This is a genomic window from Bacillus sp. G402, from assembly GCF_051172515.1.
Classification (GTDB): domain Bacteria; phylum Bacillota; class Bacilli; order Bacillales; family Bacillaceae; genus Bacillus; species Bacillus altitudinis.
Window position 1 is genome coordinate 228,874 of record NZ_JBPIZC010000004.1, and the last position, 17,158, is coordinate 246,031.

General features: G+C 41.3%; 19 protein-coding genes. 13 read left to right on the forward strand and 6 right to left on the reverse strand.

Annotated elements, in window-relative coordinates; genetic code table 11:
• Nucleotides 1–29: 29 nt before the first annotated feature.
• The 3 genes from ACSBQP_RS16825 (at nt 30) to ACSBQP_RS16835 (ending at nt 4,400) form a co-directional block, all read left to right on the forward strand.
• Complete coding sequence (locus tag ACSBQP_RS16825; protein ID WP_435028654.1) at nt 30–1,634, forward strand: helix-turn-helix domain-containing protein; 1,605 nt, start codon at nt 30–32, stop codon at nt 1,632–1,634.
• Nucleotides 1,635–1,745: 111 nt separating this feature from the next.
• Nucleotides 1,746–2,672, forward strand: a complete 927-nt coding sequence (locus ACSBQP_RS16830) for an ABC transporter substrate-binding protein (protein WP_175387078.1) — start codon at nt 1,746–1,748, stop codon at nt 2,670–2,672.
• Between the two features lie 12 nt (nt 2,673–2,684).
• A complete protein-coding gene (locus ACSBQP_RS16835) occupies nt 2,685–4,400 on the forward strand; it encodes an ABC transporter ATP-binding protein (RefSeq protein ID WP_435028655.1) in 1,716 nt (571 codons plus the stop codon).
• 55 nt (nt 4,401–4,455) lie between these two features.
• Here the strand turns inward: ACSBQP_RS16835 and ACSBQP_RS16840 are convergent, their stop codons facing one another.
• Nucleotides 4,456–4,782, reverse strand: a complete 327-nt coding sequence (locus tag ACSBQP_RS16840) for a YnfA family protein (protein WP_017358827.1) — start codon at nt 4,780–4,782, stop codon at nt 4,456–4,458.
• Nucleotides 4,783–5,136: 354 nt separating this feature from the next.
• Here ACSBQP_RS16840 and ACSBQP_RS16845 point away from each other — a divergent pair, with 354 nt between their 5' ends.
• The 6 genes from ACSBQP_RS16845 to ACSBQP_RS16870 all read left to right on the forward strand — a co-directional run bounded on the left by ACSBQP_RS16845 (nt 5,137) and on the right by ACSBQP_RS16870 (nt 8,990).
• Nucleotides 5,137–5,703 carry an RNA polymerase sigma factor gene (locus ACSBQP_RS16845; protein ID WP_008341682.1) on the forward strand — a complete coding sequence of 189 codons (567 nt, stop codon included), beginning with the start codon at nt 5,137–5,139 and terminating at the stop codon, nt 5,701–5,703.
• Entirely contained in the window at nt 5,700–6,458 is a 759-nt protein-coding gene (locus tag ACSBQP_RS16850) for an anti-sigma factor (RefSeq protein ID WP_435028656.1), read from the forward strand. The genes ACSBQP_RS16845 and ACSBQP_RS16850 overlap by 4 nt, the downstream gene beginning before the upstream one ends.
• A 99-nt stretch (nt 6,459–6,557) precedes the next feature.
• The gene (locus tag ACSBQP_RS16855) at nt 6,558–7,055 is read left to right on the forward strand and encodes a hypothetical protein (RefSeq protein WP_417901226.1); all 498 of its coding nucleotides are present in this window, start codon (nt 6,558–6,560) and stop codon (nt 7,053–7,055) included.
• A gap of 89 nt (nt 7,056–7,144) precedes the next feature.
• Entirely contained in the window at nt 7,145–8,152 is a 1,008-nt protein-coding gene (locus ACSBQP_RS16860) for a zinc-binding alcohol dehydrogenase family protein (RefSeq protein WP_435028657.1), read from the forward strand.
• 13 nt (nt 8,153–8,165) lie between these two features.
• Entirely contained in the window at nt 8,166–8,693 is a 528-nt protein-coding gene (locus ACSBQP_RS16865; protein ID WP_129548176.1) for a YfiT family bacillithiol transferase, read from the forward strand.
• A 12-nt stretch (nt 8,694–8,705) separates the two neighbouring features.
• Complete coding sequence (locus tag ACSBQP_RS16870) at nt 8,706–8,990, forward strand: hypothetical protein (RefSeq protein WP_217967417.1); 285 nt, start codon at nt 8,706–8,708, stop codon at nt 8,988–8,990.
• 17 nt (nt 8,991–9,007) lie between these two features.
• Here ACSBQP_RS16870 and ACSBQP_RS16875 read toward each other — a convergent pair whose 3' ends face one another.
• A complete protein-coding gene (locus ACSBQP_RS16875) occupies nt 9,008–9,487 on the reverse strand; it encodes a MarR family transcriptional regulator (protein ID WP_008341672.1) in 480 nt (159 codons plus the stop codon).
• 168 nt (nt 9,488–9,655) lie between these two features.
• On the opposite strand from ACSBQP_RS16875, the gene mprF reads away from it, so the two are divergent.
• The 3 genes from mprF to ACSBQP_RS16890 all read left to right on the forward strand — a co-directional run bounded on the left by mprF (nt 9,656) and on the right by ACSBQP_RS16890 (nt 13,673).
• Complete coding sequence (gene mprF / locus ACSBQP_RS16880; protein WP_060832188.1) at nt 9,656–12,226, forward strand: bifunctional lysylphosphatidylglycerol flippase/synthetase MprF; 2,571 nt, start codon at nt 9,656–9,658, stop codon at nt 12,224–12,226.
• Nucleotides 12,227–12,319: 93 nt separating this feature from the next.
• On the forward strand, nt 12,320–12,868 hold the full coding sequence (locus ACSBQP_RS16885; RefSeq protein WP_217816680.1) for a thioredoxin family protein: 549 nt from the start codon (nt 12,320–12,322) through the stop codon (nt 12,866–12,868).
• A 337-nt stretch (nt 12,869–13,205) separates the two neighbouring features.
• Nucleotides 13,206–13,673, forward strand: coding sequence for a thiol-disulfide oxidoreductase DCC family protein (locus ACSBQP_RS16890; protein WP_007496690.1), 468 nt, complete (start codon nt 13,206–13,208; stop codon nt 13,671–13,673).
• Between the two features lie 35 nt (nt 13,674–13,708).
• On the opposite strand, the gene ACSBQP_RS16895 is transcribed toward ACSBQP_RS16890, so the two are convergent.
• Complete coding sequence (locus ACSBQP_RS16895) at nt 13,709–14,965, reverse strand: transcriptional regulator (protein ID WP_217816681.1); 1,257 nt, start codon at nt 14,963–14,965, stop codon at nt 13,709–13,711.
• Nucleotides 14,966–15,235: 270 nt separating this feature from the next.
• On the opposite strand from ACSBQP_RS16895, the gene ACSBQP_RS16900 reads away from it, so the two are divergent.
• Nucleotides 15,236–15,823, forward strand: a complete 588-nt coding sequence (locus tag ACSBQP_RS16900; RefSeq protein ID WP_235702167.1) for a nitroreductase family protein — start codon at nt 15,236–15,238, stop codon at nt 15,821–15,823.
• A gap of 35 nt (nt 15,824–15,858) precedes the next feature.
• Here ACSBQP_RS16900 and ACSBQP_RS16905 read toward each other — a convergent pair whose 3' ends face one another.
• From ACSBQP_RS16905 to ACSBQP_RS16915, 3 genes are all read right to left on the reverse strand, one after another.
• Nucleotides 15,859–16,014 carry a YfhD family protein gene (locus tag ACSBQP_RS16905; RefSeq protein ID WP_008341997.1) on the reverse strand — a complete coding sequence of 52 codons (156 nt, stop codon included), beginning with the start codon at nt 16,012–16,014 and terminating at the stop codon, nt 15,859–15,861.
• Nucleotides 16,015–16,075: 61 nt separating this feature from the next.
• A complete protein-coding gene (locus ACSBQP_RS16910; RefSeq protein ID WP_017358836.1) occupies nt 16,076–16,186 on the reverse strand; it encodes a YfhE family protein in 111 nt (36 codons plus the stop codon).
• Between the two features lie 52 nt (nt 16,187–16,238).
• A complete protein-coding gene (locus ACSBQP_RS16915; RefSeq protein WP_435028658.1) occupies nt 16,239–17,135 on the reverse strand; it encodes a TIGR01777 family oxidoreductase in 897 nt (298 codons plus the stop codon).
• Nucleotides 17,136–17,158 lie beyond the last annotated feature (23 nt).

Sequence of the window (17,158 nt, forward strand, 5' to 3'; positions counted from 1 at the left end):
ACTTTTTTATATGGAAGGAGAAAGAGAAAATGACCGCCTATACTCATACAATTCTTCGCATGAAAGAAAGCAGTAAACGATCTCTTTCTGTGAAACAAACGGACTCATGGCAAACATCTTCACTGATGTTCTTGACTACGGACGGTGCGGTGAGACTTGACATGGAAGGAATTCGATATGAGCTAAACGCCAAAGACAGTGTGTTGATCCGCTCAGGAATAGATGTCATGGTTGAATCTTTATCCAGCAAGCAAGTAGTGATCTATACGGTCACATTTGACCAATTCACTCTGGCACATGATGCACAAAATGAATTGGTCTATAAGGTGAATCATGATCATCTCCCTGATAACGGGGAAGTGGTGAAAGGCTCTGCCGTCCTTTTTTCTTACATCAAACAAATACAGGCGAGCCAAATCATACAAGAACAGGCGAAATGGCTGGAAGAAATCATGTTCATTTTCCGCAAACAATCCAAGCCATACAACGAAAAAGTGCATTATTCGATTAACATGATCTTGCAGTATATGGCTGAGCATTATGATCAAAAACTAACAAGAAAAGACTTAGCTCATAAGATGGGGTTTCATGAGAGTTACTTTTCTACCTTTTTCAAACAAAGTATGGGGATGAGTGTGACAGAATACATTGCACAAATTCGAATAGACGAAGCCAAAAAACGTCTTCTGCAAACAGACGATCAAATTCAAATCATAGCACGGCAAGTCGGGTATGCAGACAGTTTATATTTCAGCAGGAAGTTCCGTCAAAAAACAGGAAGAACGCCCAGTCAGTTTCGAATGAACCGAAGACCAGAGCGGATTGCTGCTTTTCAATTTGTCGGGTCATTGGTTGCAATAGGCATTGAGCCTGTTTGTATTGACGAAGAAACCGATCTCCATTCAGATATACTCAAAGAACATCTGGCTAGTTCGCTCGTCATAAATGAACACACGCCTGATGACGTCTTTAAATCACTTCAATTAGATGTCATCATCGTCCCTAACTATTATTATTCAAAACCTGCATTGATCAAGCGATTGGAGCAAATCGCACCTGTTCTTGTTCTGCCATACGCTGGTCATCATGCTGTACAAGATGTACTGTCTATAGGACGCCTTTTAGGAAGAGAAAATGAGGCAAACGATTGGGTGAAACGATTTGAACAACTTAGTCAACAGGCAAGAAACACCCTGTCTTCCTTTAGAGAAAAAGGCGAGACCGTTGCGATCTATGAAATGAGAGGACATGACAAAGTGTATATGTGGTCCTATGAGGTAAGAGGGGCCTTCTATCTTTACGAAACGCTTGGCTTAAAACCTCCAAAAGCCATTTTAGAAGAAGTTCTTCTTCCTAATCAACATACAGTCATTCCTTTAGAGAGACTTGGAGAATACGAGGCGGATCATATGTTTTTTATTGTCTCTGACCAATATGGGTGGTATAAGCAAATGGACAAGCGAATGGAAGAAAGTGATGTTCTTCGTCAATTATCGGCTGTGAAAAATGGTACCTTTTATCCAGTAAAACTGGAGGAGTTTCGATTTGATGAAGGAGAGCGTGCACTTCTTTTGATGGACCGGTTTGTCTCTCAATTGACACAGTCAGCCTATCCAACAATTATCCATATGTAAGTTGCGAGAATCCTCCATAGACCACGACAGTTGAGGTTGATAGAATACATGAGACTAGTAATTGATAACTATTCTCATTTGTAGTGGCGAAAATGAAGGAGGAATATGGAGATGAAAAAGACGTATTGGATATGTGCTGTCATTCTTCTAATGATATTGACGGCTTGTGGCAATAAAGAACAGGCCAAAACAGCAGAATCAAAGCAAGAAACGAAAACGGTTGAAACAGTGAAAGGAAAGATAGAGATTCCAGCTGAACCTAAACGAATTCTCGTAGATGGATATTTAGGGAGTGTGATTGCACTTGACGTTCAGCCTGTTGGATCGACAACGCAGGATTTAAAGAACGTACACTTAAAGGGCAAGATAAAAGGAATAGAGGACATCAGTGACGAGCGTTCAGCTGAAAAAGCACTTAGCTTAAAGCCTGATCTGATTATCACAGCCGTACAGGATGAAAAAGTCTATGATGTGTACAAAAAAATAGCCCCTACCATCGTGTATCCTTACGGCTCTTTCAAAGATGCGCATGAAGAATTGACGACACTGGCAAAAATTTTAAATAAAGAAGAGGAAGGAAAAGCATTTCTCACCGCCTTCGATCAACGAATTGAGGCTGCTAGGAAAAAAGTGAAGTCTGCTTTAAAAGAGAATGAAACGGTCTCGATCATGGGCGCTTTTAAAAATGATGTCTATGTATATGGTAACGGAATTTACCGAGGCGGGCAGGCATTATATGAGCAATTACAGGTAAACCCGCCAAAACAGGTCAGAGATACGATTTTAAAAAGTAAAACAGGGTATGAAGTCATTTCTTATGAAACCCTTCCTGAATATGCAGGAGACTACATTTTCATTGATGAAAGCAACGGCGGAACATTTGATAAAAACAATTCTATTTGGAAGAGTCTAGAATCTGTCAAAAAAGAGCAGACCTATCAAATGGATACAGAGTTCTTCTGGCCTTACGATCCGATTGCAGTAGCCAATCAAGCGGAAGAGTTTGCTGACATATTGACAGAAATGTCTGATCGGTAGGAGGTCTGTCAATTGTTAAAGCGTTTCTTCTCATACTACAAACCATATATGGGGCTGTTTATATTAGATTTTTCCTGTGCGGTACTGGCAGCCTTACTCGAATTATCCTTTCCCCTTGCCATCAGTAAAGTGATGGACGATTTGCTGCCAAATGGTGATTGGGATGCCATTTGGTTTTGGGGTATTCTGCTCCTCAGTTTATACGTGATCAGCTCTACGATGCATTATGTCGTGACCTATTTTGGGCACAAATTAGGCATTAATATAGAAACGGATATGAGGAATCAGCTATTTTCTCATGTACAAAGAATGTCCTTTCGCTTCTTTGACAAAAAGAAAACGGGAAAACTCGTGTCCCGTATGACAAATGATTTAATGGATATTGGAGAAATCGCGCATCATGGCCCGGAGGATTTATTTATCGCTATCATGACACTCACGGGTGCCTTTGGCTTGATGCTGTCGATTAATTGGCAGCTGGCAGTTCTCACATTTATTGTCGTTCCATTCTTGATCGGATTATCCGTCTACTTTACGAAAAAAATGTCTGCTGCTTTTGATAAAATGTTCTCGAGTATTGGTCAATTCCATTCACGTGTGGAAAACAATATTAGTGGCATAAGGGTTGTGAAAGCATTCGGAAATGAATCACATGAAATGGACCGATTTATTGAACATAACGAGCAATTTAGAAAGACAAAGCTAACCACATATCAAATGATGGCTGTGCATACCGCTGTCAGTCATTTTCTTATTAAGAGTGTGACAGTGTTTGGCCTTGTATGCGGCGCATGGTTTGTGCTGCAAAAAAATATGACGTATGGGGAATTTGTATCATTTGTGCTATTAACAGGCATCTTCTTAGGACCCATTCAACAAATCAATGCAGTCATTGAAATGTATCCAAAAGGTGCAGCGGGCTTTAAACGATTTGTATCACTCATCGATCAATCACCTGATGAAAAGGATGCGGATGATGCCATTGAAGTTGATCAGTTAAAAGGGGATATCGTTTTTGAGCATGTGTCTTTTCAATATGAATCAGACAAACCGGTTCTTCATGACATCAATCTTGAGGTGAAACAAGGAGAGACCATTGCGGTCGTAGGTCCCTCTGGTGCTGGGAAATCGACGCTTTGCAGTTTACTGCCACGCTTTTACGAATGGCAGGAGGGAACCATTACAATTGATGGCATAGAGACACGAAAGATGACACTGCCTTCGTTGCGGAGACAAATTGGTGTCGTCCAGCAAGATATTTATTTATTCCATGGGACCATCCGAGAAAACATTTTATACGGAAAACTCGATGCATCTGATGAAGAAGTGTGGCAGGCAGTGGAGAAAGCCCAACTGAAGGATCTTGTAAATAGCTTGCCAAATGGGCTTGATACGATCATCGGTGAACGCGGGATGATGTTATCTGGCGGACAAAAACAGCGTATCTCCATTGCACGTATTTTCCTTAAAAATCCGCCAATTTTTATTTTAGATGAAGCCACATCTTCTCTGGATACGGAGACAGAATCCTTTATTCAGGGCTCACTTGAAGAACTATCTGAAGGACGAACCACGTTTATTATTGCGCATCGCCTAGCGACCATCCAGCATGCTGACCGGATTGTGGTTTTAACAAAAGAGGGTATCAAGGAGCAAGGCAGGCATGAAGACCTGCTGGAAATGGACGGGATGTACCGGCGTTTGTATGAAACACAGTTTAGAATGTAAAAGAGGAAAAGCCGGCATATTGCCGGCTTTTTAGCGTGTGATCATCATCCGACCTTTAACTACGGGGGGCAAATAACATCACACTGACACCAGCTAAACAGATCAAAGCACCCATCCAGTCATAGAAATCAGGGGTTTTGCGATCGACCCACCAGCCCCAAAACACAGCGAGAACGACAAAAACACCGCCATAGGCCGCATAAACCCGCCCAAAGGTCGGGAACTGCTGGAATGTAGGGATGACGCCGTAAGCGACCAAGATGAGGCTACCTGCGATTCCGTAGCTGACGGGTTTTGCTTCACGCAGCCACAGCCAGACAAGGTAACCGCCACCTATTTCAGCCAGACCAGCTAATAAAAAAAGAACAATCGTTACAATCATTTACGGACACTCCAGTTCTCCTGTTTCGTTCTATTATGACATGATGAAAGGATGTGTTCTACCTGATGTAAATTGAGAGCCTGACGAGAGTTTGCTAAAATCAACTGAACAGTGAATGAAACACATGGATTCTTGACTTTCCTTGAGGCGGGTGATCCAAATGGTCAATCCATCCGTTTAGTAAGTACATTCTCATGAGGAACACATTTCCTTTTTCAGCGCTCTTTTTTTCTCCTTGAAAAAAGAGTAAAGTACAAAGGAGGCTTATCTCAGCAATTTGAGTGATGAGCCATACGTGAAGATTTCATGATGAATGCATAATGCTCTTTCTCATGAAAAAGGAAGGAGATGACCATGGACACACTGAAGGATTTTGAGCTGTATCACAAGATCAAACATGATCGACACAAGCCCTCGCTTGAAATATTGTACGATCGCTATGAACGTGTGTTATATTCGTTTATTTATAAAATGACTGGAAACCGTGAGCTGGCGGAGGAAGTACTTCAAGAAGTCTTTATCAAGCTCTGGCGCGGCATAGGAGAATATAATACAGATAAAGGGAAATTTTCCTCATGGTTATTTATGATGTCACGAAACACGGCAATCGATCTATTAAGGAAACACCGAAATGAAACAGCTCTTGAAGATGAGCATATTGAATACTTGGCAGATCATCAAGAAGATGTGTCAAAAGAAGTAGAATGGAACGAAGAAAAACAAATCATACGTGAAGCAGTATCAACATTGTCGAAAGAACAGCAAACCATCATCGAAGATGTCTATTTTAAAGGAATGACACAAAAGAGCATTGCGGAAAAACTAGGCATTCCTATTGGAACGGTGAAGGGAAGAGTTCGATTGTCATTGAAGCATTTACGAACGAAACTGTCTCGCGGAGGAAAGGAGGAAGAGGCATGACTCAGTGTAAACATCAAGTCATTGATTACTTTAACGGGCATTTACAAGGAGAAGAAAAGGCGCAGTTTGAAGAGCACATCAAACATTGCTCGGATTGCAAAGAAGAGCTTGAAGAACTGACATCGCTCATGTCTGATATTCCGTTTCTAGCAGAGGACGAAACGCCTCCGGCAGGGATGAAAGACCGCATTTTATCCAGGGTATTTGAAGAAGAGATACGAGAGACAACAATCGCTGCAACATCGAACCCGCCTCAAGATCTCAAAATGGTTCGTGATGCAAATGAGATGAAACCGCCAATGAAGAAAAAAAATCAATGGCTTTTGCCTCTCGTTGCCGCACTACTTCTCATTTCTGCAGCTGGGAACGTGTATTTCTTAACAAATGGAACAGATCAAGCAGAACAACCTGTCAAAGTTGTTGCGACAAAATCACTGGCATCTGCCGAATCAGCAAAAACAACGGGTGCTTTTTCAGTGATTGAGCATCACGGCAAAAAAGAGCTTGTCGTGAGTGCCGACGGATTAAAAGATCAGCTTGATTCATCAGCTGTTTATCAAGTATGGCTCATTAAAGGAGATCAGCCTGTTCCGGCCGGTGCCTTTAAAACAGATAGCAAAGGGGAGGGCACCGTCACCTATGCGTTATCTGAAAAAGAAGCAAACGAATCATGGGATACTGTGGCTGTCACCCTTGAACCAAAAAAGGATAACAAGCTTCCGCAAGGCCCTGTCGTACTGAGTGCTGCATTTTAAGTTTGATTCATGAAGGATGCCTTTTTCAGGGCATCCTTTTTTGATAGGCAGAAGAAACCTTATGACAAATGAGACGTACTACATATAGAGGTGAGACACATGCAGCGATACATAGAAAAACAACTATTTCTCTTATCAGCTAGACACGCATTTACCGCATTTTATTTTTTGGTGATCCCATTCATTATAAAAGACCTTTTTGAATCAACTCCTTTATTTATGGTCATGATCGCTCTTTTTATCATTCATCATCTAGTGACAAGTATCGTATGGTTTTATAAATCAAGAAACATTCGAAAGCGTCAATCAGGTGACCTAACAAAACGGGGACATTTCGTTGTCCAGATCGTGCAGAGGCTCGAACAGCTCATGATGCTCGGTTTTGTGATGTTATTGATCAGTGGATCGATGCAGGGAGACATTGTGACGCTATTATTCACAATTTTTCTGTTCATCGTCGTTTTCTTGCAGCACATTCAGTTTTATTATGTTCAGTACTTTTTTAAATCGAGCGGCTGGTTCACCTATGTCCTCTCTTTACAAAAGGCTCGTCCTTCTTACATCGTGAGGGAACGAAGGGCTTTGAAGAAATCCTAAATGTGCAATCGCTTGCTGACTGATCCATCAGCATCAGAAATGTATGATAAAATGTGGAAAAGAAGCATGGAGAAAGGGAGTGCGAGCGAGTGAAAGCAGTTGGATTATTTGAGTATTTGCCAATTGAGCATGAACAAAGCTTGATCGATCAGGAGGTGGCAAAGCCCAAAGCAGCTGGCAGGGATATTTTGGTGAAAGTAGAGGCTGTGTCGGTGAATCCAGTGGATACAAAGGTGAGGTCACCGAAGAATCAGAAAGAAGATGAATTGAAAATTCTTGGCTACGATGCAAGCGGTACGGTGGTGGAAGTGGGCGAAGCGTGTACGTTGTTTCAGCCGGGTGACCACGTCTATTACGCAGGAGATATCACGCGACAAGGCTCAAATAGTGAATACCAGCTTGTGGATGAGAGAATTGTGGCGAAAAAGCCTGCAAATCTCTCTTTTGCCGAAGCAGCTGCCATGCCTCTTACAACAATTACGGCATATGAAGCGCTATTCGACCGAATGCATATGAAGCGGAATGCAGAAGGCTCGACCTTGCTGATCATCGGTGGAGCAGGCGGAGTGGGCTCTATCGCCATTCAACTCGCCAAATTAGCAAAGGCGACTGTGATCGCCACTGCATCAAGACCTGAAACAAATGAATGGTGTCTCTCATTAGGGGCTGATCATATCATTGACCATCATCAGCCGCTCTTAGCGCAGCTTCAGGAAAAAGGGATTGGCGAAGTGGATTACATTTTATGCTTAAATGATACAGATGGCCATTTCAAAGGGATGGCAGAAGCGATTAAACCTCAAGGGACGATCTGTACCATTGTTGAAAATCAGCAGCATTTAGACATTCAATTACTCAAAAATAAAAGTGCTGCATTTGTATGGGAATTCATGTTCACACGGCCGATGTACAAAACATCGGATATGATGAAGCAGCACGAGCTTTTAAAAGAAGCGAGTACATTATTTGAAGAGAAGAAGTTAAAACATACATTAACAAAGGTGCTCAGCCCCATCAATGCCGCCAATTTGAAGCAGGCACATCAAACACTTGAGCAAGGGAAGATGATAGGTAAATTTGTTCTAGAAGGATTTTAAGGAGGGGCAGTAGATGACATCATTACAATATCCGATTGGCTTATATGAACCGGTGGACCAACAAACGAAAAAGCAGCTGGAGGCATGGATTGATGAGCTGGCACTCATTCCTCAAAAGTATGAAGAGGCAGTTGTCCCATTGACAAATGATCAGCTGGATACCCCATATCGGCCAGGAGGATGGACCGTTCGTCAGCTCATTCACCACGTAGCGGACAGCCATCTGAACGCCTACTTGCGATTTAAGCTTGCGCTGACAGAAGAAACACCGCACATACGTCCATATGATCAGGAGGCATTTGCTTCACTTCCTGACAGCAAGGCGTCTATCAGTCTATCACTGCCGTTAATCAGCAGTCTGCATCGCCGATGGGTCGCATTACTTCGCGAGATGACAGAGGAAGATTTCAACGCTGCATATTACCATCCAGCCGATCAACAAACGGTGTCCTTATATGATGCAACAGGAATGTACGTCTGGCATTCACAGCATCATCTCGCCCATATCACGGAATTAATCAAAAGAAATCAGTGGAAGTAAAGGAGTCAACACATGTCTAGTAGAAGAATTGTCGGCGCTATGTTTATCTGCACGGCGGCATTGTTTTATATAGCAAAATTCGTTTTGTTTGAGATTCGTTATGGTGGAAATGTAGGTGCAGAAAGAACAATCGAGGAACTGGAAGATATACTCCCAGGCGGTACGTGGATCAGCATCATTTTTCTCATTATCGGTTTAGGTTATCTCCTGTGGGATGATCGGGAAGTCATTCGTCAATATCTTTTCACCCCAGATAAACAAGGAAAAGAAGAATTAAAAAAGACGGACCTCAAGTGACCGTCTTTTTTCCTTTTTTATCCACGTTCAGGACGAAGTGCTTTTTCTAAAATGGCTAGACCTTCATTGACTTTTTCTTTTTCTTCGTCATTGAGCCGTTGCAGGGAATTTTTAATTTTTTCATGCCCTTTTTGATAAATACTTCTGAAAATATTTTTCGCTTCCTCTGTCAATTCTACGACAATGATTCGACGGTCACGCTCAGAATGCTTTCGTTCCACAAAGTTCGATTGTTCTAACCGATCAAGCAGCCCTGTCATATTGGACAAAGAAGCCCCCATTTTTTCAGCAATTTCGGACACCTTAAGAGAGCCATGGTTATTGAGCAGCATGAGCACTTTCATTTGAGGCATACTCATATCAAGCTTCATCCATTCAGAAACATCTCCAAGTCCTGCAGCAGTGAGCACTTTCATATACAGCACCCATGTCTTTTTCTCCTCAGGAGATAGGATTTCCTCTTTTAGTACGGTGGTGTCATGAATATTATATTCCACGCTTGTTCACTTCCTTTAAGCGGCTCTTTTCTTTATATTACTGATTTTTACTTCTAATTGAAAGTATCATGAAGCTTTTGAATGTTAAACTGCATGAATTAAGTGGTATTTGTTGTATAATAATGGTCAGTTGAAATTAATGAAGCAACTTAGAAAGTTGGGAAAAACATGTGGAACAAAAAAACGGGTATGACGATCTTAAAAATGCTCTTTCCGATCGTGATCATCCTTGTCTTAATTTTTGTCGCCAAGCAGGAGCTGAGCGGCCTTTCCATTAAAAAGACGTTTTATATTATTGACAGCTTGAATCGAATGGACTTGTTTATTCTTGTCTTTCTTGGACTTGTCGCTGTTTTATCCATGTCCTTATATGATTTTATTTTAAGAAAAAGCCTTGATATGCCCATCAGCGGCTGGAAAACGATCCGAATTTCTTGGATCGCCAACTCCTTTAACAGTGTACTTGGATTCGGTGGTTTATCAGGAGCAGGGCTTAGAACGCTTCTATACAAGGAATACATAACCGATACGAAAAAACTGCTGAAAGGCATAGCCCTTTTAACATCCTCCGTTCTGCTAGGCTTATCTATTTTCAGTGATTTGATTTTAGTTAGGGTCCTGCCAGTTGAAAGTATTATTAGTCAGGAGCCGTGGTTATGGGCATTTGTCATTATTTTTGCTTGTATTGTGCCCATTTACATCATCATGGCGTCCATTCGAAAAAGCTCGATTGAGAGCGGTGAAAACGGACTGAAGCACCCGATCTATGCTTATATTGGTGCATCGTTTTTAGAGTGGCTGGCAGCTGGTCTTGTCATGTACATGGCTGTTGTCTCTATGGGGATGAACGTTGATGTCCGTATTGTATTAGGCGTCTTTGCGATTGCGTCAATCGGCGGTTTAATCAGTATGGTTCCGGGCGGATTTGGTTCGTTTGATCTGATCTTTTTACTCAGTATGCAATACATTGGGTTTGATAAAGAGATGGTACTGACAGCGCTTGTATTGTACCGCTTCGTTTACTCCATTTTCCCGTTTATTCTTGGACTTTGTCTAGCGGCATACGATTTAACTGGAACAACACTCAGGCGTCTTGAAGGCAATCCGAGAATGGCTCCTGCTATTGAAACAACGAACGTCTTAATTGTTTTGCACCGAGCGCTGCTCATCCGTCTATTGTACGGATCTTTGTCCATTTTAACGTTTGGAAGCGGTTTGCTCATTATGGCTTCCGTTGTGCTTCCTGTTGATCGTTTAGGTGTGATTACAACCATTCCACGCTTTTTGTTATCAGGATTTAATGGTCTTTCTTTAATGTTCGGGATCATTTTAATGATTTTGTCCATTGAAGTGTATAAAAGAACGAAACGGTCTTATCTATTGACAATGATTGCCTTAGCAGGCGGCTTTGTGTTTACTTTACTAAAAGGGTTTAACCTGAGTTTGATCTTTATATTGCCGGTCATCATGGTGGTATTTTTCTCGCTTCGAAATCAATTTGTGAAGCAGCAGGCCCCTTATTCTTTGAATCAGTTTGTGGCCGCCGCCGCCGGATATTTACTCGTGTTGTTTAACTATAATGTCATTGGGAACTTCATTTGGATGAAAATTGGTCATTTCCTAAGCAAGGACTATTTGGTTCATAATGAACGGCATATCACGATGACCAGTATGATTGCTTTAATTGGCGTCCCTCTTTTCTTTTTCATTAGCAAATTGATTTTTAATAAAAAAGCAGTTCCAATCGGCGAAGAAGCAGATGAAGAAAAATTAAAAACTTTTCTCGAAGAAAAGGGAGGAAATGCTCTTAGTCATCTAGGTTTTTTGGGAGACAAAAAGCTGTTTTTCTCAAGTGATGGAGAGGCGATGCTTCAGTTTGGCCGGATTGGCCGCTGCGTTATTGTGCTTGGAGATCCTTCTGGGCGTAGAGCCTCTTATCCGCTTGTACTGGAAGAATTTTTGGAGCAGACAGAAAAAGCAGGCTATCGTGTCGCTTTTTATCAAGTAGAACGTGAAGGAATGGCGCTTTATCATGACCTAGGTTTTCACTTCTTTAAGCTTGGGGAAGAAGCCATGGTCGATTTAGAAACGTTCTCTTTGTCAGGAAAGAAAAAATCAAACTTACGGGCTGTTGCAAATAAATTTGAACGAGAAGGCTATACGTTTGAAATGCTGGAGCCGCCCTTTTCAGAGGAATTGATCTCAACCTTAAAACAAATCTCTGACAGCTGGCTGGGCAAGAAAAAAGAAAAAGGATTTTCATTAGGCTATTTCCATGAAGACTACCTTCAAAAAGCACCGATTGCGATTTTAAAGGATGAACAAGGGCAGATCATATCTTTTGTGTCCTTAATGCCGATGTATCAAAAAGGAGAGATATCCATCGACCTCATGCGTCATATGCATGATGCACCGAACGGGATGATGGATGCACTCTTTATCCACCTTTTTCAATGGGCGAAAGAAAAAGGCTACACATCCTTTAACATGGGAATGGCGCCATTATCGAATGTTGGCACGTTCCACCAGTCCTTTCTGACAGAACGTTTGGCGAGTGTCATCTTCAATAACGTCAGATATATGTATAGTTTCAGCGGCTTACGGTCGTTTAAACAGAAATATAAACCAGAATGGCGCGGAAAATATTTAGCGTATAAAAAGAATACATCACTGCCTGTCACAATGGTGCTCGTCACTAAGCTGATAGGTATGGATCCAAATCGAAAACGACGTCCATAAGTCCAAAGAACCTTTACCTTTCACTAGGTGAAGGTTTTTTTAGACAAAAGAATAGCAAAAGTGGTAAAGTTGAAGGGTAAGGGGGATGTTCACATGACACTAAATGAATGGTTTACAAAGGGATTAGCTGAACGTACATATGTACACAACATGGAGAAAAATCGTGAAAACTTACTCACGGTGTACAACCAGTACGCAATTCATCAAAAGGAAAAAGAGCTGCTTCAAAAACTTCAAAAGAAAAAACTGAGAGCGCTTGTGATCACGGCAGATTGGTGCGGCGATGCGATGGTTAATGTACCTATTTTCATGCGTATTGCAAATGAAGCACTGATTGATGCGCGCTATTTCATTCGGGACGAGCACCTAGACCTGATGGATCAGTATTTAACGAACGGGACCGCAAGATCGATTCCGATTATCGTCATCATTGATCAGGACGGGAAAGAAGTGGGGAAATGGGGACCTCGCTCAGCAGAAGCTCAGCGCTTTGTCGACAAGAAAAAGCCGGATAAAGATGCACCCGATTTTGAGGAAGCATTTAAAGTGTTTGCGAAAGAAGCCGCACATCACTATACGACAGATCGTTACTTATGGAAAGATATTGAGAAAGAAATAGTAGAAGTTTTGGCAAAAATATAAACCAAAAGACTACTTCGCCGCAATGGGAAGTAGTCTTTTTTTATCTTGTTTTTGCGTTTCACCTACAAAACACCGCATAAAGATGTAGAAAAACCGCAGAATTCTATCAAATACCGCAGAAAACCGCAAAGCATCACGATTTTCCCAACCACTTTTAGTTGAAAAACCTCATATATGCCATGAAATCAGCTATTTTGCCCTTATCTAAAGGCTCATATAACGCACATCGGATGGCTTTTTCCCAATACAAGAGGCCCAGCAACTATAGTAATCTAGTTGTAATCTCCTTTGAACGAACTAAAAAAATAAATGAAGGAAAAGGGCTGGCGATCAATTTATGAAAAAAATCATCTATCTCGATCAAGAAAAAAAGAAGCTCGCTGAATCAAAGAAAAGAGAACAGCGTTCCATCAAATCACTCAGACTGCTTGTGTTTTATGACGGACAAAGTCCTTCATGTGCAAAAGCAATTGACCTGTTGAAATCACTCGATTGGAAAAACCGAATTCACTTTGAATCATTTAGACACTCACAGCTGCTGAGACTGAATAAAATTAGTGAAGAGAAGGCAGAGAAACGAATCGTGTCTATTTCCTTAGCGAAAAATCAAAAAAACTCAGGGATTTATACTTGGCTGAGAATGGCTTGTCACATCCCTGCATTATGGGGAACGGTCCCATTCATTGTACTCAGCATTTGGCTTGGCTTTGGGCAGCATGCTTACGATTATTTTGCGAGAAAACGGTACATTCATTCTGTCGAACAAGTCACCCGTCCCGATACAGATCAACAAAAAACCATCTAATCATAGAAAAAGCATGACCTTCGATCGGCAGAAGGTCATGCTTTTTTGTAATATGGGATATATGATGCTAAGTGATCAAGTAGCTTCGTTGTGTAAGACATATACGCACGCTTATCAAGCTCAGAAGCCGCATAGGAAAGTAAGGTTCTAAGAGCAAACAAGTACTCATTGTGGAGCTGATTGTGTTCAAAGTAAGGAATCGCTGCTTCTACTAAATAAGTTTTCAAATCATGAGGATTCTCTTCAATCATCAATTTATAGATTTTAATCATATATAAACAGTTTGGTTGAATACGAGGCTGTTTGAGCAGCTCGTGTATGTATGGAAGCGCCTTTTTGCGATCATATTCCGCATACAATGTCGCGATTTCATAGAGCGTTTCACAGTAACGATCTTCTATCTGTTCTTGATTAAAATAATTGAGTGAATCTAGTAAATAAGGCACAGCGGATGAGAAATCGCCTTGGCGTTTTAAGAGAACCCCGTAATAAAAATAAGCTGTCATCTTAATATAAGCATCAGGGTGAAGCGACGTGTGTAAAATCACTTCTTTTAAATATCTTTTAGCTGTTTGAAAGGCCTTTAATTCCAGTGAGATGACCCCATGAATGAGTGTACAATGAATGACCCGCTTGAAATTATTTTTTTGTCTATACAAATCCATTGCTTGATGTGTGGCCTCAAGCGCATCACCGAGATGCCCCATGGCTCCAAGTGCTTTTGCATAGTGATAATACAGGTCGCTCTGTTCAACAGAAGCGTAAGAAAAGCAGCTTTCAAGTCTTTTCAATCCTTCTTCGAGCTGACCGATTTTAATAAGATGGATGCCATCTAGATATTCAAACGTTTCTTTTTCTGTGTCAATAAAGGTTTTTTCAAACTTCTTAAGCACGCGGTGCGTTTTTAAGGCAAGCTGCTGTTTTTCTGTTAATAAATAAAATTGAAATAAGGACAAATGATACTGAATCCCTAAATCTAGCGAAAAGAACTGTTCTTCGTGTTGAATGATCATTTCTGCATTTTGCTCGGCTTGATCAAGCGCATAGAAATACATGTTCATTTGAAACTCATCGAGCAATGACAGCAGGTGACGCGCCTTTTGCGACAGCGTTTCTTGACTAATTCCAAGCCGTTCAAGCAAAAGATTGATCGTATCTTGATTGGCCTCTTTTGAGCCATTTTCAATTTTACTTAAATGAGAGACAGAACAAATTCCTTCTGCCAACTCCGATTGGGTCATATTTTGTTTATAACGATAGAGTTTGATGATTTGCCCAATATTGATTTTCATTCCATCCAGAAGCCTCCCTTCCAATCATGGGTTGAAAGCTTTTTGAAAAAATAGCCGCATGAGACAAAGTGGAAATACCTGAAATCATTTCATCATCTTGGCTTTTTTCTCAAAATTTGTTTAAAACGTAATATGATTGTAACATTACTTGAAAAAGTCAAACAACTTTTTAGCAGAGAGGTGAGGTCCTATTTGCAAACAACACATGATCATGTTTATAATGTGAATGAGAATCAATTTCAATTAAGGTTGATTGAAAGGATGACATATATGCCAGAAACAAAACAACAAACAGAAGCGTTAACGGTTCGAGACGCTGTCAGATATAGACGATCGATTCGAAAATTTAAAGAAACGCCGGTGAGCATTGAGCAGCTTCAGCCATTATTAGAGGATGCAGTCTATGCACCCAATCATAAAATCACGGAACCTTGGCGTTTTTTATATGCAGTGACGGATGAAGCAAAAGAGGTATTTGTTGAGCGGTTCATTGCTTTCTTTAAACGCAACAACCCAGACGCAAAAGAAGAAAAGATCAATCAGTACAGAGATTATTTTTCTAAAGTACCAGCACTTTTACTTGTTGTTCTAAAAGAAGACGAAAACCCAGTTGTGAGAAATGATGATTTTGCCGCTGTGAGTGCGCTCATTCAAAACTTCCAGTTGCTGGCTTGGGATCAAGGAATCGGTATGGTATGGAAGAGCGGCCGTATTTTATACGACAAAGGGTTTCAACAGGATATGGGATTAAAGGAAAACGAGCGCTTTGCCTCAATTCTTCACATTGGTTATCCAGAAGAGGTGCCTGAGGAAAAGTCACGTCAGAAGGCATCAAGCCTGCTAACTGAAATCAAATAAAAACAGACCTTTTGATAAGGTCTGTTTCTTTTTACTTATTGTTTTTTGGCACGCTGATCGGCTGCTTTCATACGTGCCATCGCTTTTACGTCATTCGGATCTGCAAGTTCTTTGGAAAATTCAACATATTCGCCATCCGTCTCTTGTGCCGCAAGCTGGTGGTTGGATTTTTTGTGTTGGTCTTTTTTCAAAGCTTTTCCCTCCTTTACAAGATCACTTTAGTTATGTGCTTGTAAAAGAGGAATATCCGTTTTATTTGTTTCTTTTTTCTGCTGCTCTTTCCGCTTTTTTGAATTCCTGCTGATACAGAACTTCCTGGGTTTTCTTCAGTTTTGAAGTCGGCTGGTGTTCTTTTTTCTTCATCAAAATCGCCCCCTCATCTCATTTTTAATAGGATGGGTGTTTTTGACAAAAATTATTCCTCTGAATGCAAAATCGCTTCTTTGAGCTCAGGGTGTAAAAATTCATAAGAAGACAGCAGTGCCTTTTTCGGCAGGGCGCGCTGGCCTTCTAGAACAAGCAATGACATGTCGCCAAGTGCGGTTTTGATGACAAAGGACGGCACCTTCAGCCAGTGAGGGCGATGAAGGACAGATGCAATGGTTTGCCCCAGCTGCTTCATTTGAACAGGATTTGGAGACGTGACATTGAGTGGACCTGATATGTGTTCATGTAGAATGGCATACGCAATGAGATGTGCTACATCCTCCACGTGAACCCAAGATACCCATTGCGAGCCAGAGCCAATCGTTCCACCGGCAAACAGCTTGTATGGCAAGGTCATAAGAGGAAGTGTGCCTTTTTCTCCTAGCACTACCCCAAAGCGTGTATAAACCGTGCGAATACCGAGCGCCTCAATTTTTTGACCTTCAGCTTCCCAAAGTTTTGACGTATAACTTAAGAAATCTGTATCGGCTGGAGGGGCCTCCTCCGTAAAATCCTCTGTCTTGGAAGTGCCGTAGATACCGACAGCACTTGCTTGAATGAGCACAGATGGTTTCGATTCCTGCGCTTCTATAATGCGTCTCACTTCTTGTGTGGATTGAATACGGCTGGAGAGAATGCCTTTTTTTGCTTTGTCCGTCCAGCGTGTGAAAATGGATTTTCCAGCAAGGTTAATCCATACATCAATCGCAGGCAATTCATGTTCAGGCTTAGCACCTTCTGTCAGCCACTGCACATAGTGTAAATGATTTTGTTCGGATTCCTTTGGATTTCTTGTTAAAATATATAGATGATGTCCTTCAGCTGCGAGCACCTTTGTGACATGCTGGCCGATAAACCCGGTTCCTCCGGTAATGGCGATATTCAATTGACATCTTCTCCTCTCATATA

Bases quoted from the DNA above. Each gene is read 5' to 3' on its own strand.
- ACSBQP_RS16825 (WP_435028654.1), top strand. From the start codon at position 30: ATGACCGCCTATACTCATACAATTCTTCGCATGAAAGAAAGCAGTAAA.
- ACSBQP_RS16830 (WP_175387078.1), top strand. From the start codon at position 1,746: ATGAAAAAGACGTATTGGATATGTGCTGTCATTCTTCTAATGATATTG.
- ACSBQP_RS16840 (WP_017358827.1), bottom strand. From the start codon at position 4,782: ATGATTGTAACGATTGTTCTTTTTTTATTAGCTGGTCTGGCTGAAATA.
- ACSBQP_RS16845 (WP_008341682.1), top strand. From the start codon at position 5,137: ATGGACACACTGAAGGATTTTGAGCTGTATCACAAGATCAAACATGAT.
- ACSBQP_RS16850 (WP_435028656.1), top strand. From the start codon at position 5,700: ATGACTCAGTGTAAACATCAAGTCATTGATTACTTTAACGGGCATTTA.
- ACSBQP_RS16855 (WP_417901226.1), top strand. From the start codon at position 6,558: ATGCAGCGATACATAGAAAAACAACTATTTCTCTTATCAGCTAGACAC.
- ACSBQP_RS16865 (WP_129548176.1), top strand. From the start codon at position 8,166: ATGACATCATTACAATATCCGATTGGCTTATATGAACCGGTGGACCAA.
- ACSBQP_RS16870 (WP_217967417.1), top strand. From the start codon at position 8,706: ATGTCTAGTAGAAGAATTGTCGGCGCTATGTTTATCTGCACGGCGGCA.
- mprF (WP_060832188.1), top strand. From the start codon at position 9,656: ATGTGGAACAAAAAAACGGGTATGACGATCTTAAAAATGCTCTTTCCG.
- ACSBQP_RS16885 (WP_217816680.1), top strand. From the start codon at position 12,320: ATGACACTAAATGAATGGTTTACAAAGGGATTAGCTGAACGTACATAT.
- ACSBQP_RS16890 (WP_007496690.1), top strand. From the start codon at position 13,206: ATGAAAAAAATCATCTATCTCGATCAAGAAAAAAAGAAGCTCGCTGAA.
- ACSBQP_RS16895 (WP_217816681.1), bottom strand. From the start codon at position 14,965: ATGAAAATCAATATTGGGCAAATCATCAAACTCTATCGTTATAAACAA.
- ACSBQP_RS16900 (WP_235702167.1), top strand. From the start codon at position 15,236: ATGCCAGAAACAAAACAACAAACAGAAGCGTTAACGGTTCGAGACGCT.
- ACSBQP_RS16910 (WP_017358836.1), bottom strand. From the start codon at position 16,186: ATGAAGAAAAAAGAACACCAGCCGACTTCAAAACTGAAGAAAACCCAG.